The sequence below is a fragment of the Herbiconiux sp. UC225_62 genome, from assembly GCF_042694625.1.
GTDB lineage: Bacteria > Actinomycetota > Actinomycetes > Actinomycetales > Microbacteriaceae > Herbiconiux.
The window spans coordinates 15,177-29,882 of record NZ_CP170551.1; the positions used below are offsets into that span (position 1 = coordinate 15,177).

The following is a 14,706-nucleotide window of genomic DNA, read 5'->3' on the forward strand; positions in this document are numbered from 1 at the left end:
CGAATGTAACCGGTTTTAGTCTCGATTGCAATTACGAGTCGAGTCCAGTTCTACGCGCTTGCAATTGCTAGCACTTTGCCTTCAAGATGACCTGTAACCGCAAACAGTCCATGTTCCAGGAGTAGCCCATGACGTCCCTTCCCGTTCGCGTCGACGACGACACGACCCCCGAGACGCGGGCCGGCGACGCTGCCGGGCGAGGCTGGATTCCCGGCACCTCGCGCATCGCTTTCGGTGGCGACTACAACCCCGAGCAGTGGCCCCGCGAGGTGTGGCTCGAGGATGTCGCGCTGATGCGCGAGATCGGTGTCGACCTGGTGTCGATCGGCATCTTCTCCTGGGCGCTGCTCGAACCCCGCGAGGGAGAGTTCGACTTCGGCTGGCTCGACGACGTGATCGAGCTGCTGCACGAGAACGGCATCGGCGTCGACCTCGGCACCCCCACCGCTTCGCCGCCGGCCTGGTTCTGGACGAAGTACCCCGAGGCTCGGCCCGTCACGCGCGACGGCATCCGGCTCGGCTTCGGATCGCGCGGGATGGCCAGCCCCAGCTCCCCCGAGTACGCGGCCGCTTGCGCGCGCATCGTGACCGCGCTCGGCGAGCGCTACGGCACGCATCCGGCCGTTCGGCTCTGGCACGTGCACAACGAGTACGGCGCGCCGATCTCGGAGAGCTACGACGACTACTCGGTGGCGGCGTTCCGCGAGTGGCTGCAGACGCGCTACGGTTCGCTCGAGGCGCTCAACACGGCCTGGGGAACCACGTTCTGGGGGCAGCGTTACCACGAGTGGAGTGAGATCGATGCTCCGCGTGCGGCCGCCACCTTCCTCAACCCGGCGCAGCGTCTCGACTTCGCGCGGTTCTCGAACGCGGCGGTGCTCGCGTGCTTCGTGCGCGAACGCGACATCCTGCACCGGCTCTCGCCCGGCATCCCGGTGACCACGAACTTCATGGCCACGAACTGCCCGTCGATGGACCTGTGGACCTGGGCGCGGGAGGTCGACATCGTCTCGAACGACCACTACCTCGTGGCAGAGCGCCCCGACAACCACGTGCTGCTGGCCATGGATGCCGACCTGGTGCGCTCGCTCGCCGGTGGCCGGCCGTGGCTGCTGATGGAGCACTCGACGTCGGCCGTGAACTGGCAGCCCCGCAATGTGCGTAAGCAGCCCGGCGAGCTGGTGCGCAACAGCATGCAGCACTTCGCACGGGGCGCCGACGGCATCCTGTTCTTCCAGTGGCGGGCCTCGCGCTTCGGCGCCGAGAAGTTCCACTCGGCGATGATTCCGCACGCCGGCCCCGACTCGCGGCTCTTTCGCGAGCTGGCCGAGCTGGGCAGCACCCTCGACGGGGTGGCCGATGCGCTCGGCAGCACCGTGCAGGCCCGGGTCGCGATCCTCTGGGACTGGGAGTCGTTCTGGGCGCAGGACAGCGAGATGCTGCCGAGCGTCGAGCTGAACCACCGCCGGCAGATCGAGACCTACTACTCGCGACTCTGGCACGACGGGGTGACGGTCGATTTCGCACACCCGTCGCACGATCTGTCGTCGTATTCGCTCGTGATCGCGCCGTCGCTGTACCTGCTGTCGACGGATGCCGCCGACGGCATACGACGGTACGTCGAGGCGGGAGGGGTGTTCGTGGCGGGCTACTTCTCCGGCATAGCCGACGAGACCGGCACCGTGCACGAGGGGCCGATGCCGGGCGCGCTACGCGATTTGCTCGGCGCCTCGGTGCAGGAGTTCGCCCCGCTGCACGACGGCGAGCGCGTGACGCTCTCGACCGGCGTGACCGGGTCGCGGTGGACCGACGAGCTGCGGCTCGAGGGAGCGGATGCCGTGGCGATCTACGAGACCGGCCCGGTCGCGGGCGGCGCCGCCGTCACACGCAACCGCGTGGGCCTGGGGAGCGCTTGGTACGTGTCGACCGACGTCGAGGTCGAGGACTTGCGCACGGTGCTCGGCGGCGCGTATGCCGACGCGGGCATCGTTCCGGTCGCGGCTGCACTCGACGGCGTGGAGGGCGTCATCCGCCGCGCCGACGACGCCCGCACCTTCACCACCTGGATCAACCACACCGACAGCGACGTCGTGCTGCCCTCGGGCGCTCGGCTCGCCGCCGGAGCGGTTCTCGTCGAGCGGGGTGAGGCGGCTTCTCCCGCGTGAGCGCTAGCGTTGGGGGCATGACAGATCTTCGCCAGACCCGCGCGTTCGGTCGCACCAGCTTCGAGGTGACCCCCCTCACCCTCGGCACCTCCTCGTGGGGGCAGCTGCGGCGCGGGGAGTCGGGCGACGAGCGCGACGCCCGCATCCTCGAGATCGCCGATGCGTTCTTCGCCGGAGCCCTCGACACGAACCTGCTCGACACCTCGAACATGTACGGGCCGACGGATGCAGGGCACCTGTCGGAGCTGTTCGTGGGCCGCGCGCTGGCGCAGGCCGGCGGTCCCGCGGGCGCGGCCCCGGGTCTCGTCATCCAGACCAAGCTCGACCGCGACACGGTCACCGACGACTTCAGCGGCGACCGGATGCGCCGCTCGCTCGAGGAGTCGCTGTCGCGGCTCGGTCTCGACCGCATCGACGTGCTCTACCTGCACGATCCCGAGGTCGTCGGCTTCGACGCGGTGATGGAGCCGGGTGGTGCGGTCGAAGCCCTGGTGGCGATGAAGGAGCAGGGTCTCGCGACCGCGATCGGTATCTCGGGCGGACCGGTGGACATGCTCCAGCGCTTCGTCGAGACCGACCTGTTCGACGCGCTCGTCACGCACAACCGCTTCACGCTTCTCGACCGCTCGGCCGGCCCGCTGCTCGACGCCGCCACCGCCCGCACCGTGGGCGTCTCGAACGCGGCGCCCTACGGCGGCGGAGTGCTGACCGGCGAGCCGTCGCTGGCCGGCCGCTACGGCTACCGCCCGATCAGTACCGAGCGGGCCGCGGCGTTGGCGCGCCTGCGCGAGATCAGCGAACGGCACGGCGTGGCGATGGGCGCCCTGGCGCTCGGCTTCAGTCTTCGCGACCCGCGGGTGCACACCACGATCGTCGGCACCTCGTCGCTCCCGCGGTGGACGCAGGCGGTCACGGATGCGACGGCTGCGGCCGCGGTTCCAGAAGAGGTCTGGGCCGAGGTGGCCGACCTGGCCGACGGACTCCGACCCCACGACGCCGAGTAGGGCGGCGCGTACCCTCTAGGCCGAGCCGCGCCGCACGAGCGAGGTGGGCAGCGTGATGCTGGCCGGCTCCTCCCCGCCGATGATGTCGGTGAGCAGCCGCACCATCTCGGTGCTGATGCGCTCGAAGGGCTGGTGCACGGTGGTGAGCTGCGGGTCGGTCTCGAGGGCGATGACGTTGTCGTCGAACCCGGCGACCGCCACCGTGCCGGGTACGTCGATGCCGGCTGCGTGCAGCGCGTCGAGGGCGCCCGCCGCCATCGCGTCGTTGGCGGCGAACACGGCGTCGAACGGCACGTCGCGAGCGAGGAGCTTTCGGGCCGCCGCCGCCCCACCGGCGCGGGAGTAGTCGCTCTCCACCACGAGACGGTCATCGACGGAACCGCCGAGCGCCTGTCGGTAGCCGTCGAGTCGACTGAATCCGCCGTAGAGGTCGAGCGGTCCGGTGATCGTGGCGATCCGTTGCCGCCCGGAGTCGCGCAGATACCGCACCATCGCGAGCGCCCCCGACCGGTCGTCGGCCGAGACGCTGCCGAGCCGGCCCTCGAAGCCGGTGGGCAGGCCGCACGCCACGATCGGCACGTGCGCCTGCAACAGTCCCTCGATCAGCGGGTCGCCGCTCGTCGACGAGAATCCGAGCAGCACGCCGTCGACGTGACCGGCGGTGATGTAGGCGAGCGCGCGCTCCTGTTCGGCGGCATCCCCGGCCATGATGAGCACGGAGTACATGTCGCGGGCGGCGAGCGCCTCGCTGGTGCCGCGCACGAGAGCGCCGAAGTTGGGGTCTTCGAACAGGACCTGCTGGGTCTCGGTGAGCAGGAACGCGACCGTGTTCGATTTGCTCATCGCGAGATTGCGGGCGTGCGGATTCACCCGGTAGCCGGTTCTCTTGATCGCGGCGTCGACGGCGGCGCGCGATTCCGGGCTCACCCAGTTCTTGCCGTTGAGCACGCGTGACACGGTGCCGCTCGACACGTTCGCGGCTGCGGCGACGTCACGGATCGTGGGTCGTCTCGGCTCGGGATCCATGGCGTCAGTGTAGCGAGGACCCGAGTTCCTCCACGCGACCATCGCGTGCACGGCGACGACCCGCCCGCGCTCCGTCGACATCACGGCCGGCATCCCGCCTGCGCGCCGCGATCAGCCGGCGGCCAGGCCGATGAGGATGGTCGCGGTCGCGAGAACGACGCACACGGGGATCATGACCCGACGCTCCGCCGGGCTGCGCGACACCGCATTCATCGCGATGCCGACCACGAAATAGGCGGCCAGCACCCAGGTGAGGACACGGACGACGACGACGTCGCCGCCGGGGATCGCGCCGCTGCGGCTGAGCAGGATGACCGCGAACGCCGCGTACAGTGCGATGGCGATGACGCTTCCGTTGCGGAGCCGTCGCGGCAGCACGCGGTGCCGACCGCCCCAGAGCAGGTCTCCGACCGGCCTGCCGGCGGCCCCGAGTCCTTGGAGGACCCCGAGCGCGAGCAGCGTTCCCAGCGCCACACAGGTTGCCGCGGTGATCATCGGTCGAGCTCTTCCGCGAGCTCATCCAGCCAGTGCCGGGCAAGGGTCAGGGTGCGCAGACCGTAGTCCAGCGTGGCGAGTTGATAGTGTGCCGCGGGCGAGGCCGTGGCCGATCCGGAGAGTCGACGCAGGTTGGCTTCGTCGACCTCCACACGATCTCGCACCGTCGCGACGACCGCCGCACGGTCGGAAGGATCGCTCAACTGCCCGAGGTAGAACACCCGGGCCAGCATGGTGCGTTCGGCGCCAGCGCCGGTGACCGGCGACAGCATCCATTCGCGCCACGCGGCACGCCCTGCCGGGGTGATGCTGTGCGCCTTCCGACCTCTCGACGAAGCCTGGTCACGACGCGACTCGATGAAGCCTTGGTCGTCGAGCACGGTGAGTGCCCGCTGGATGCTCCCCAGACTGGCGCTGTAGAACAACGACACGACATCGGCGAACCGGGAGCGCAGGTCATAGGAGGACAACGGACCTCCGAGCAACATGCTCAACACAACGAATTGCATCCGACCTCCATCTACCTAAGAGGTACATTACCGTCGCCGTCAGCCCAGGAACAATCGCGGCCCGCTCCGTAGTTCGCTCGCGTCGAAGGCGAACGCGGGGCGGGCGGCGTCGCCCACATGGATGCCGTACTCGTCGAGCCCGACGGGCACCCCTTCGATGACGATCGGGAATCCGCATCCGACGACCCCGTTGGCCGACATCACGTCGGACTGCCAGTCGCCCACCTGGATCTCTCCCGTGGCCAGCACGCCCGATGGCCCCAGCACCTGGGCCTCGCCGCCGACCGCGATGTCCTCGAATCCGGCCGGGGCGACGCAACTGGAGTCTCCGTCGTCCCACAGGCGCTGCTGACGCTCGGCGTCCTTCTCCGGGGTCATCTCGCGGTCGGTGATGAGCACGTAGCCGTAGACCGTGCGGGTCTCGGCATCAGCGCCCGCCGCTGCGGTCGACGTCGCCGGCTCCGCAGGCCCCGGCCCGGACGGGACGCCCGGCACCAGCGCGCACCCGCTCAGCACCCCGCTCATGATGCCCGCCACCACAACCGCCCCGCTCACGCGTCGCGCGATCGTCTTCATCCGTCCCTCATTCCCCCGTGGCCATCTGCCTCGTCGATCCTGCCAGATCCGCGGCCGACCGCACGCGCTAGCGCCGCCGGGCGGCCGCCGCGATGCCCGCGGCCCACCCCGGAGCGCGCCCGCCCGCCGGTGGCACCACCGCGGACGCATCGATCCCGGAGGTCTCCAGGAGCCACGAGATGAGGGAGTTCGAGTTCCACATGTCGCTGCCGAAAGCCGCGCGCCCCCAGACCGGAGTGGGGACATCCGGAACCCGCGCGATCAAGGCCCGCGCACCCGCCTCGCTCAGCGGAAACCGCACCACCCCGCCCAGCGCGAACCGTCGATCGGGAAGGATGCCGTCGGCCCAGCACCGCACCTCGTAGCGGAAGAAGCGAGAGCGCCCGAGCAAGCGCGACCCGACGGGCCCGGTCGCCACCACCCCGTGGTCGGCGCGCGGCCCGGACCACGCGGGCGCCATCTCGATGAGGTACCGTCCTCCGCCCTCGACGACGTCGAGCGCCGCGTGATAGAGGGCGCCCGGAGGTCGGTGCTCCCGCCAGGCGCGATACAGCTCCCACCAGTGGCTCGTGTGGATGACGAGATGTCCGCCGGCGCCGACCGGCAGCCACGAGAGACGTGCCGAAGCGCCGTCGCCCTCGGCCGCCCCCGCTTCCACGCCGGCCATCGGCTCAGCTCTCGGTGACCTGTCCGGCAGCGACCTGCCAGTGCCGGTCGAGCTTCACGGCTTGGAGCATCCGTCGGTCGTGCGTCACGAGCAGCAGCGTGCCGGTGTACGACTCGAGCGCTTCCTCCAACTGCTCGATGGCCACGAGGTCGAGGTGGTTCGTCGGCTCGTCGAGCACGAGCAGGTTGACACCGCGCGCCTGCAGCAGGGCGAGGCCGGCGCGGGTGCGCTCCCCCGGCGAGAGCTCGTCGACGGGACGGCCCACGTGATCGGCCTTCAGTCCGAACTTGGCGAGCAGCGTGCGTACCTCGGCAACCGGCCAGTCCGGAACCTGAGCCTCGAAACTGTCGGTGAGCGTCGCCGATCCGGCGAGCACGGCCCGCGCCTGATCGATCTCGCCGATGGCGACGGATGCTCCCACGCTCGCCATTCCCGACGTGGGCTCCACCCGCCCCAGCAACAGGCGCAGCAGCGTCGACTTCCCGGCGCCGTTGGGCCCGGTGATGCCGATCCGGTCGCCCGCATCCACCTGCAGGGACACCGGCCCCAGCGTGAACGACCCCTGCGTCACCACAGCGTTCGAAAGCGTGGACACGACCGACGACGACCGCGGCGCCGACCCGATGGTGAACTGGAGCTGCCACTCCTTGCGCGGCTCCTCCACCTCGTCGAGCCGCGCGATGCGGCTCTCCATCTGCCGCACCTTCTGCGCCTGCTTCTCGCTCGACTCGGCCGAGGCCTTGCGCCGGATCTTGTCGTTGTCGGGCGCCTTCTTCATGGCGTTGCGCACACCCTGGCTCGACCACTCGCGCTGGGTGCGCGCCCTGGCCACCAGGTCCTCCTTCTTCGAGGCGAACTCGTCGTACTCCTCGCGGGCGTGCCGCCGGGCGGTCTCGCGCTCCTCGAGGTAGGAGTCGTAGCCGCCCCCGTAGACCCGGTTGGCGCCTTGGGCGAGGTCGAGTTCGAGGACGCGGGTGACGCTGCGGGCCAGGAACTCCCGATCGTGACTCACCAGCACGACTCCCCCGCGCAAGCCGCGGATGAATCCCTCGAGCCGCTCGAGCCCGTCGAGGTCGAGGTCGTTCGTGGGCTCGTCGAGCAGCACGATGTCGAAGCGCGAGAGCAGCAGGGCGGCGAGGCCGACGCGTGCGGCCTGCCCGCCCGACAGCGAGGTCATCAGGGCATCGGATGCCACGCCCAGCCCGAGCTCGGCGAGCACCACGGGAAGGCGCTCCTCGAGGTCCGCCGCGCCACTGGCGAGCCAGCGGTCGAGCGCGGCCGAGTAGATGTCGGCGGGATCGGGGGCTCCCGCGGCCACGGGCTCAGTGTGGCCGAGAGCTTCGGCCGCGGCATCCATCTCCGCCGTCGCGAGCGCAGTGCCGGTGCGCCGACCCACGTACTCGGCCACCGTCTCACCGGGGACCCGCTCGTGCTCCTGCGGCAGCCAGCCGATGAACGCGTCGGCCGGCGCGAGATCGACGCGCCCCTCCATCGGGGCGTCGATGCCGGCCAGGATACGCAGCAGCGTCGACTTGCCCGCCCCGTTCGCCCCCACCACGCCCACCACGTCGCCGGGCGCGACCACGAGGTCGAGCCCGCTGAAGAGGATGCGGTAGTCGTGGCCCCCGGCCACGCCCTTGGCGACGAGTGTTGCAGTCATCCGTCAATGCTCTCGCACTTCACGCCCCGGGACGCGTCGGTCCGATGTGCTCAGCGCTCCGCCGGTCGGCGGAGGGGGCCGCGACGCGCGATGATCGCGAGCGAGCCGATGCCGATCATCGCCAGGAAGACGGCCAGTCCCAGCAGCACGAGGGCGAGGGAACCCTGAGTGGGCGCGCCCGAGAGCACTTCGACCACTGCCCCTGCGACCACGACGGAGATCCCCCCGATCGACACGAGGAAGGTCAGCAACAGCGAGCTCCCCTCACCGGCCTGCGAGGCGGGTAGCAACGATTGCGCCCCGATCTGGGACACTGCGTAACCCATGCCGCAGCAGAACCCGCTCACTCCGAGTGCCACCACGTACACCACCAGATTCGGCGAAACAGCCACCAGGGCGACGGACAGGGCCCCCACCACGAGCGATCCGCTCAGCACCGACGGCGCCCCGAAGCGAGAGGTGAGCCAGCCGGCGGCCGGACCACCGACCGCGAGGCCCACCGAGGCGAGCATGAAGACGATGCCGGCCAACGCAGCACTCAGGTGGTCGACCGACTGCAGCTGCAGCGTGGCGATGAACACCGACACGTTGAGTCCCAGGTTGAGAGCCGTGCCGGCGACCACCAAGAAGACGAAGGCCCCGTTTCCCAACAAGGCGGGGCGCACGAGCGGATTCGGGATGCGCAGGGCCCGCACCACGAACCAGGCAAGCAGGCTGATCCCGGCCACGAGCGGCGCCCAGGTGAGCGGAGCGGAGATGCCGAGGTTCGAGGTGTTGTCGATGCCGATGCTGGTGAACCCGAGCCCGGCCATCACGAGAGCCACACCGAGCCAGTCGATCGAGCGGAGGCTGCCGCGAGCACCCTCCCCGTACGACTCGGGCAGCCGGAGGGCTCCGAGCACCGCGATGAGCGCGATCGGCACATTGATGAAGAACACCCAGCGCCAACCGGCGGTGGAGGCAAGGATGCCGCCGACGACCGGTCCGAGGGCGGTGCCGGCGCCCGCGACGCCGAGCATGAGGCCCATGATCTTGGCGCGCTGACTCTCGAGCGTCGTGGCGCCCATCAGCGCAAAGGCGTTGGGCATGATGAGTCCGGCGCCGATGCCTTGAAGCACCCGGAACGCGATGAGGAGCGGTGCGTCGGACGTGAGTCCGCAGACCAGACTCGTGCCGCCGAAGACGATCAGGCCGATCACGAGGGCACGTCGGCGGCCGATCGTGTCGCCGATCTTGCCGGCGGGCACGAAGACGGCGCCGAGGCTCAGCAGGTACCCGCTGAGCAACCACTGGAGATCGGTGACCGGCACCCCGAGATCGCGCGAGATCGTGGGCAGGGCGAGGCTCAGCGAGAAGAAGTCGAGCTGCAACGCGAACAGCGCCAGTCCGACGGGCAGGTAGGGCAGTGCCGCTCGCGCGATACCCCCGCGCACCTGCTGCCCATCCGCCGCCGACCGCCCCGACATCGCACCCTCCCTGCGTACGCCTCCGATGTCTCACCTTACGATCGGTGACCGGAGCGCTCCAGCCCCTGTCCCACCCCACGAGAGCGACGGCGGAGGCGATTGTCAGCACCATACCGAACACCACGTCGTCCGCCCGCACCATCGTGCCGGCGATGAGCGACGCTCGAAAGGCGTTTGGCGCTTAAAGAAAACTCGGCCCCAGAGGGGCCGAGCGGTATCCCTCATTCATAGCACAATCAGTACGACGATCCCCCGCATATCCGGGAATGTCGTTCGCCCATCGAGGTCACCATTCGGCGGGTCGGGACAGCTTGCCGACGTTGGTCGGGAGCTGAGACGCCCTGACGTCGAGGTCCGTGAGTTGATGCCACCAGTGCCCGCCGACTCCATCGCTCGCATCGCCGTTGAGTCGACCGGCGGGGTATCCCTTGGTCGGATTGACCAGACCCACTGCAACGCGCTTGCGAGCCTCACGCACAGGAAATTCGAGGTCGCTGTCGTTGCTCACGACGACCACAGCATCGACCCTCTGCTCGAGCACATCGATGAGGAGATGCGAAGCGACATTGACATCGCTTCCCTTTTCTTCACGCCGCGCGACCGACGCCATGAATCGCGCGTCGGGCTGAGGCGCACCGGTTGAACTCTGAACCATGACGGGCCAGCGCGGGTGATGGATGTCTGGTCGGCCGCGAGCATCAGCCGTGGCCAACGGAGAGGTCGATACGCGCGTTACGTAGTTGCCGAGGGCGATCTCATCAATGGACCGGGCTGCGCGCAGAGCACGCAGGTACACGTCCTGATCCCGCTGCCCAGCGACGTTTCCTGCCCCGCTGATTCGCGCGGTGCAGTACACGAGCCTCGTCTCAATCGTGCCGCGCCACCCAGAATGCGAGTCGATCAGCCGCTCCGCCAGTCCACGAAGGTCCAACCACCGCCAGCCCGGCGTCGAACGCCCGCAGATCCCGCGCGCGCCGTAGTACAGGTTGAATCCATCGATGTAGACGCCGATCCGCATCCAACCAGGATAGGCGAGTAACTGAGCATACCTCGCTTCTGTTAGCCTCTTCGCCAGACATCTCATGCGGATCGGAGAACGGTTTGAGTCCATGGCCGTCGTGGTTGGGCACGCCGCCTGGATGGTGACGGCCGCCCCGAACAGAGGCGTCTGGGGGCCCTCTTCGCCCATTGACCAAAGCCGAGAAGTGGACGGTCACGCGAATGCGATTCAGCGATGACCGCAATCGTGTCTGGGAGACGGATGACCGTGCCGTGCTCCGAAGTCAGACCGACGGGTGACCGACGATCGGGGTTCAGCGCGCGCGACGTCCCGCGAACAGGGCGTGAAGGAGCGGGACGGCGGAGGCGATCATCAGTACTGTGCCGAAGACGACGTCGTCCGCTCGCACCACCGCACCGGCGACGAGCAACGCACCGAACAGCACCGCCGAGACGATCCGGCCCACCGACCGCTCGAGCCGCCCCACCCGCTTCTCCAGTTCGGGACTCCGGAAGCCGAGCGTTCCTTCGTCCGCGCGCGTGATGAGCGAGTCCAGCCGCTTCGGCAGCCCCCAGGCCAGTTGGAGGTTCGAGAGCGCCTGCGCCCCGACATCCTGCACCACGTTCCCCCGCTCCTCGCGGATCAACTGCTGCGCGTAGGGCTCGACCGAGTCCCAGAGGTTGAACGCCGGATCGAGCGCACTGCACACCCCCGACGTGAGCGACATCGCCCGGATGACGAGCAGGAAGTTCTCGGGCAGCTGGAACGGCAGCGACCGCACCACGTCGCCGAACTCCACCGCGAACTCCCGGAACTCGCGCGGGTCGACTTCGCGCAGCTCGGCGAACCCCATCCCGCCGAACCGGGCGAACAGGTGCGTCATCGCCCGCTCGAGCTCCGAGGTGTCGGCCGTCGGGAGCAGCACGCCCACCTCGCGTGCCGCCTCCACGAGCCCCTTGCCGTCTCGCGAGGCCGCCGCGATCAGCATCTTGCGGAGCCCGCTGCGCGTCGAGGCGCCGACCTCGCCCATCATGCCGAAGTCGATGAAGGTGAGCCTCCACGGGAGTCCGCCGGTCGACCCGTCGGCGGAGGCGGGCAGCGGTGTCACGAAGATGTTCCCCGGGTGCGGGTCGGCGTGGAAGAACCCGTCGGTGAAGAGCTGATCGAACATCACCGCGGCGAACACAGGTGCCACCGTGGCGGGGTCGATCCCCGCTGCCGTGAGGGCCGCGGCATCCGTGATCTTGATGGCGGTGACGTCTTCGAGGGTGAGCACCCGCCGGGTGGTGCGCTCCCAGACGATCTCGGGCACGCTCACGCGCGGGTCGTCGGCGAACTCCGCCGCGAACCGCACCGAGCTCCCCGCCTCGTGCAGGTAGTCGATCTCCTCGAGCGAGGTCACCGCGAACTCCTCGACGAGCGCCGGCGCGTCCACCCTCGAGTACACGAGCCGCACGTGGCTGAGCCAGCCGCCGACGCGGCGGAGAGCTGCGAGGTCGACTTCGACGATCGAGTCGATGCCGGGCCGTTGCACCTTGATGACCACTCCGCTCAGCCCGGTGTCCCGCGCGTCGAGCGGCGCGAGCCTGGCCCGGTGCGCCTGGCCGAGGGATGCCGCGGCCACCGGATTCTCATCGACCCACGAGAAGGCGCGAGACAGCGGCATGCCGAGTTCGGCTTCGGCGAGCTGCTTGATGAGCTCGAACGGCACGGCGGGCACTTCGTCCTGCAGTCCCTCGAGTTCCTTCGTGATCTCGGGCGGGAGTACGTCGAGCCGCGACGACATGAACTGCCCGACCTTGATCATCAGACCGCCGAGATCGACGGCGAGCACGTGGAAGCGTCGCGCGAAGCGCTGCATCCGTTTCGACCGGGTGCGTTCGGCGACCCGGGTGAGCCCGATGCGCGGCAGCAGCAACTCGTACCACCAGGTGACCGCGAGATTCCACGCCGCGAAGCGCAGGATGCGGCGGTACCGCGCGCGAGCGACCCGGGGATCGGGAACGGAGTCGCCCCGATCCGGACGGACGGATGTCACCCGGCTCAGTCCTGGGCGAGGATCGAGTACAGGCGGCGGCGCGCGTCCTCGAGCTCTTTGACGGCGGCCTTCACCTGGTCGGGAGTGCCGGTGCGGCCGACCTGGGCGGCGGCCTGCGCGAGCTCGAACCCGGCCTTGGGCAGGGCGCCGAAGTCCTTGTCGCCGGGCTTGCTGCCACTGCCGGTGCCCGCGCCCGTCGCGCCGTCGCCGTCGGATGCCCACGGTGCGGACACGCCCGAACTCGCGACCTCGGCGCGGCCGGCGTCGGTCAGCGCGAATGTCTTGCGCCCGTTCGACTCCTCGGCGGCGATGAGCCCTTCATCCGCCAGCAGCTGCAGCGTCGGGTATACCGATCCGGGGCTGGGCTTCCAGGCGCCGCCGCTGCGCTCCTCGATCTCGTGGATGATCTGGTAGCCGTGCATCGGCTGTTCGGCGAGCAGTGCGAGCACCGCCGCGCGCACGTCACCTCGGCCCATGCGGGAGCCGACGCGCTTCTCGAAGCGGGCCTTGAACTCCTCCATCGCCTGCCAGATGCCTTCGGCGTTGACGCCGGTGCCGAATCCGCCGGCGGGGAATGAGTTGCCCATGGTGACCTCCTGTGTGCGATCGCGAACGATACTCAACGATATGCCCGGCCGACTGTCGGCGATACCCGCGAGCAGAACCATGCAGCGGATCGTCAGGTCGAGCGATCACTCCGCCTCCGGAGGCGTGTTGAAGGCGTGCAGGAGGGTCGTGAACGCCTGCAGTCGCTCGAGCGGCCAGTCCCGTATCCGACCGGCGAAGGTCGTTCCGCGCAGGTCGAGGGCCTCGACGACCCGCTCCACACCCGCAGCGGTCAACGACACCGTCACAGCGCGCCGGTCATCGGGATGCCGCGAGCTCTCGACCAGCCCCAGCGCCTTCATCCGGCCGATCAGGCTGCTGGTGGAACTCCGGTCCATCGCGACCGCGTCGGCTAATGCGCTCGGCTGGGCTGGGCCGTAGGCGTAGAGCCAGCGGGCGAGGTGGAAGGCCGCCGGCTGGAGGTCGGGATGGAAGGCGGCTGCGGTCCGCTCGGTCAGCGCTCGCGATGCGCTGAGAAGGGCGTTGATCTCCACACCGAGGGCGAGTTCGGCCTGAGTGCACGCATCACGTTCCGCATTAATGGACATATCCCCATCAACTCCATATGATTGGCAAATCCCCACTATACAGACCTGTTTCCGAAACGGATGTCGCCCCATGCCTGCTCCCGCACACCCCACCATCGTGATCACCGGCGCCACCAGCGGCCTCGGGCGACTCGCCGCCCTCGAGTTCGCGAAGCAGGGCGCGCGCCTCGTCCTCACCGCCCGGAACTCCGGCCGCGCCGCCGAGACCCTTGCCGACATCCGGCTCGCCGCTCCGGGTGCGGAGGTCGATGTCGTCGACGTCGACCTCACGCGCCTGGCCGACGTCCGCCGCGCCGGCCGAGCGATCGCGGAGCGCCACCCCCGCATCGACGTGCTGGTCAACAACGCCGGAGTCCACGCCTTCGAGCAGCGCGTCACCGCGGAAGGACACCCGGAAATGATCGCGGTCAACTATCTCGCCCCGTGGGTGCTGACGCGCGAACTCCTCCCGTCGCTGATTGCGGCGGGGTCCGCGCGGGTCGTCAACGTCGGGTCGGAGGCATCCCGGCGGCACGGCGTTCTCGCCCTTCCGGCCGACCTCTCCGACACGGAGCCGTTCACCGCCCGCGGTTCATCCGTCCGCTACGGCAAAAGCAAGCTGCTCGACATCATGTTCACGCTCGAGCTCGCCCGCCGGCTCGAAGGGTCGGGAGTCACCGCCAACGTGATCGACCCCGGCTTCAACGTCACCGGCCTGGGCCGCGAGCTCGGCTTCGCCGCCCCGCTCGAGAAGCTGCTGACCCGATTGCACATCGGTGACCCGAGGCGAGGCGCCGGCCTCATCGTGAAACTCGCCACAGACCCGTCGTTCGCGGGACAGACCGGGGGCTACTACACGGTGAAGGGCACCCGACGCCTTGTGCCCGCCCATCCCGGCGACGACCCGGAGTGGCAGGCCCGGCTCTGGGCCGAGACCGAGCGCCTCCTCGACGCCGCCTGACTCCCG

The 14,706-nt window shown here is 69.5% G+C and carries 14 protein-coding genes; 3 read left to right on the forward strand and 11 right to left on the reverse strand.

Annotated features, from left to right (window positions below):
- Window positions 1–128 precede the first annotated feature (128 nt).
- Both ACFJGU_RS00090 and ACFJGU_RS00095 read left to right on the forward strand, forming a co-directional pair.
- Window positions 129–2,165: a beta-galactosidase gene (locus ACFJGU_RS00090; protein WP_382306540.1), complete on the forward strand. Its 2,037-nt coding sequence runs from the start codon at window positions 129–131 to the stop codon at window positions 2,163–2,165.
- A 17-nt stretch (window positions 2,166–2,182) separates the two neighbouring features.
- Window positions 2,183–3,169, forward strand: coding sequence for an aldo/keto reductase (locus tag ACFJGU_RS00095; protein ID WP_382306542.1), 987 nt, complete (start codon window positions 2,183–2,185; stop codon window positions 3,167–3,169).
- Window positions 3,170–3,184: 15 nt separating this feature from the next.
- Here ACFJGU_RS00095 and ACFJGU_RS00100 read toward each other — a convergent pair whose 3' ends face one another.
- The 11 genes from ACFJGU_RS00100 to ACFJGU_RS00150 all read right to left on the reverse strand — a co-directional run bounded on the left by ACFJGU_RS00100 (window position 3,185) and on the right by ACFJGU_RS00150 (window position 13,760).
- Window positions 3,185–4,195 carry a LacI family DNA-binding transcriptional regulator gene (locus ACFJGU_RS00100; protein WP_382306544.1) on the reverse strand — a complete coding sequence of 337 codons (1,011 nt, stop codon included), beginning with the start codon at window positions 4,193–4,195 and terminating at the stop codon, window positions 3,185–3,187.
- Between the two features lie 111 nt (window positions 4,196–4,306).
- Window positions 4,307–4,690 carry a hypothetical protein gene (locus tag ACFJGU_RS00105; protein WP_382306546.1) on the reverse strand — a complete coding sequence of 128 codons (384 nt, stop codon included), beginning with the start codon at window positions 4,688–4,690 and terminating at the stop codon, window positions 4,307–4,309.
- The gene (locus ACFJGU_RS00110) at window positions 4,687–5,199 is read right to left on the reverse strand and encodes a helix-turn-helix transcriptional regulator (protein WP_382306548.1); all 513 of its coding nucleotides are present in this window, start codon (window positions 5,197–5,199) and stop codon (window positions 4,687–4,689) included. Before ACFJGU_RS00110 ends, ACFJGU_RS00105 begins: the two co-directional genes overlap by 4 nt.
- Window positions 5,200–5,238: 39 nt before the next feature.
- Window positions 5,239–5,775: a hypothetical protein gene (locus tag ACFJGU_RS00115; RefSeq protein WP_382306550.1), complete on the reverse strand. Its 537-nt coding sequence runs from the start codon at window positions 5,773–5,775 to the stop codon at window positions 5,239–5,241.
- Window positions 5,776–5,842: 67 nt separating this feature from the next.
- Window positions 5,843–6,442, reverse strand: coding sequence for a hypothetical protein (locus ACFJGU_RS00120; RefSeq protein ID WP_382306552.1), 600 nt, complete (start codon window positions 6,440–6,442; stop codon window positions 5,843–5,845).
- Between the two features lie 4 nt (window positions 6,443–6,446).
- Entirely contained in the window at window positions 6,447–8,102 is a 1,656-nt protein-coding gene (locus ACFJGU_RS00125) for an ABC-F family ATP-binding cassette domain-containing protein (RefSeq protein ID WP_382306554.1), read from the reverse strand.
- Between the two features lie 50 nt (window positions 8,103–8,152).
- Window positions 8,153–9,568, reverse strand: a complete 1,416-nt coding sequence (locus tag ACFJGU_RS00130; protein WP_382306556.1) for an MFS transporter — start codon at window positions 9,566–9,568, stop codon at window positions 8,153–8,155.
- Window positions 9,569–9,854: 286 nt separating this feature from the next.
- The gene (locus tag ACFJGU_RS00135) at window positions 9,855–10,586 is read right to left on the reverse strand and encodes an NYN domain-containing protein (RefSeq protein ID WP_382306558.1); all 732 of its coding nucleotides are present in this window, start codon (window positions 10,584–10,586) and stop codon (window positions 9,855–9,857) included.
- Between the two features lie 295 nt (window positions 10,587–10,881).
- Window positions 10,882–12,606 carry an ABC1 kinase family protein gene (locus ACFJGU_RS00140; RefSeq protein ID WP_382306560.1) on the reverse strand — a complete coding sequence of 575 codons (1,725 nt, stop codon included), beginning with the start codon at window positions 12,604–12,606 and terminating at the stop codon, window positions 10,882–10,884.
- Window positions 12,607–12,611: 5 nt separating this feature from the next.
- Entirely contained in the window at window positions 12,612–13,193 is a 582-nt protein-coding gene (locus tag ACFJGU_RS00145) for a PadR family transcriptional regulator (protein ID WP_382306562.1), read from the reverse strand.
- 105 nt (window positions 13,194–13,298) lie between these two features.
- Window positions 13,299–13,760 (reverse strand): MarR family winged helix-turn-helix transcriptional regulator, encoded by a 462-nt coding sequence (locus ACFJGU_RS00150; protein WP_382306564.1) that lies wholly within the window; start codon window positions 13,758–13,760, stop codon window positions 13,299–13,301.
- Between the two features lie 70 nt (window positions 13,761–13,830).
- On the opposite strand from ACFJGU_RS00150, the gene ACFJGU_RS00155 reads away from it, so the two are divergent.
- The gene (locus tag ACFJGU_RS00155; RefSeq protein ID WP_382306566.1) at window positions 13,831–14,700 is read left to right on the forward strand and encodes an SDR family NAD(P)-dependent oxidoreductase; all 870 of its coding nucleotides are present in this window, start codon (window positions 13,831–13,833) and stop codon (window positions 14,698–14,700) included.
- Window positions 14,701–14,706 lie beyond the last annotated feature (6 nt).

Excerpts from the sequence above, each read along its gene's own strand:
- ACFJGU_RS00155 (WP_382306566.1), top strand. The coding sequence starts at position 13,831 with ATGCCTGCTCCCGCACACCCCACCATCGTGATCACCGGCGCCACCAGC.
- ACFJGU_RS00135 (WP_382306558.1), bottom strand. The coding sequence starts at position 10,586 with ATGCGGATCGGCGTCTACATCGATGGATTCAACCTGTACTACGGCGCG.
- ACFJGU_RS00150 (WP_382306564.1), bottom strand. The coding sequence starts at position 13,760 with ATGTCCATTAATGCGGAACGTGATGCGTGCACTCAGGCCGAACTCGCC.
- ACFJGU_RS00105 (WP_382306546.1), bottom strand. The coding sequence starts at position 4,690 with ATGATCACCGCGGCAACCTGTGTGGCGCTGGGAACGCTGCTCGCGCTC.
- ACFJGU_RS00095 (WP_382306542.1), top strand. The coding sequence starts at position 2,183 with ATGACAGATCTTCGCCAGACCCGCGCGTTCGGTCGCACCAGCTTCGAG.
- ACFJGU_RS00130 (WP_382306556.1), bottom strand. The coding sequence starts at position 9,568 with ATGTCGGGGCGGTCGGCGGCGGATGGGCAGCAGGTGCGCGGGGGTATC.
- ACFJGU_RS00100 (WP_382306544.1), bottom strand. The coding sequence starts at position 4,195 with ATGGATCCCGAGCCGAGACGACCCACGATCCGTGACGTCGCCGCAGCC.
- ACFJGU_RS00120 (WP_382306552.1), bottom strand. The coding sequence starts at position 6,442 with ATGGCCGGCGTGGAAGCGGGGGCGGCCGAGGGCGACGGCGCTTCGGCA.
- ACFJGU_RS00125 (WP_382306554.1), bottom strand. The coding sequence starts at position 8,102 with ATGACTGCAACACTCGTCGCCAAGGGCGTGGCCGGGGGCCACGACTAC.
- ACFJGU_RS00110 (WP_382306548.1), bottom strand. The coding sequence starts at position 5,199 with ATGCAATTCGTTGTGTTGAGCATGTTGCTCGGAGGTCCGTTGTCCTCC.
- ACFJGU_RS00090 (WP_382306540.1), top strand. The coding sequence starts at position 129 with ATGACGTCCCTTCCCGTTCGCGTCGACGACGACACGACCCCCGAGACG.
- ACFJGU_RS00145 (WP_382306562.1), bottom strand. The coding sequence starts at position 13,193 with ATGGGCAACTCATTCCCCGCCGGCGGATTCGGCACCGGCGTCAACGCC.
- ACFJGU_RS00115 (WP_382306550.1), bottom strand. The coding sequence starts at position 5,775 with ATGAAGACGATCGCGCGACGCGTGAGCGGGGCGGTTGTGGTGGCGGGC.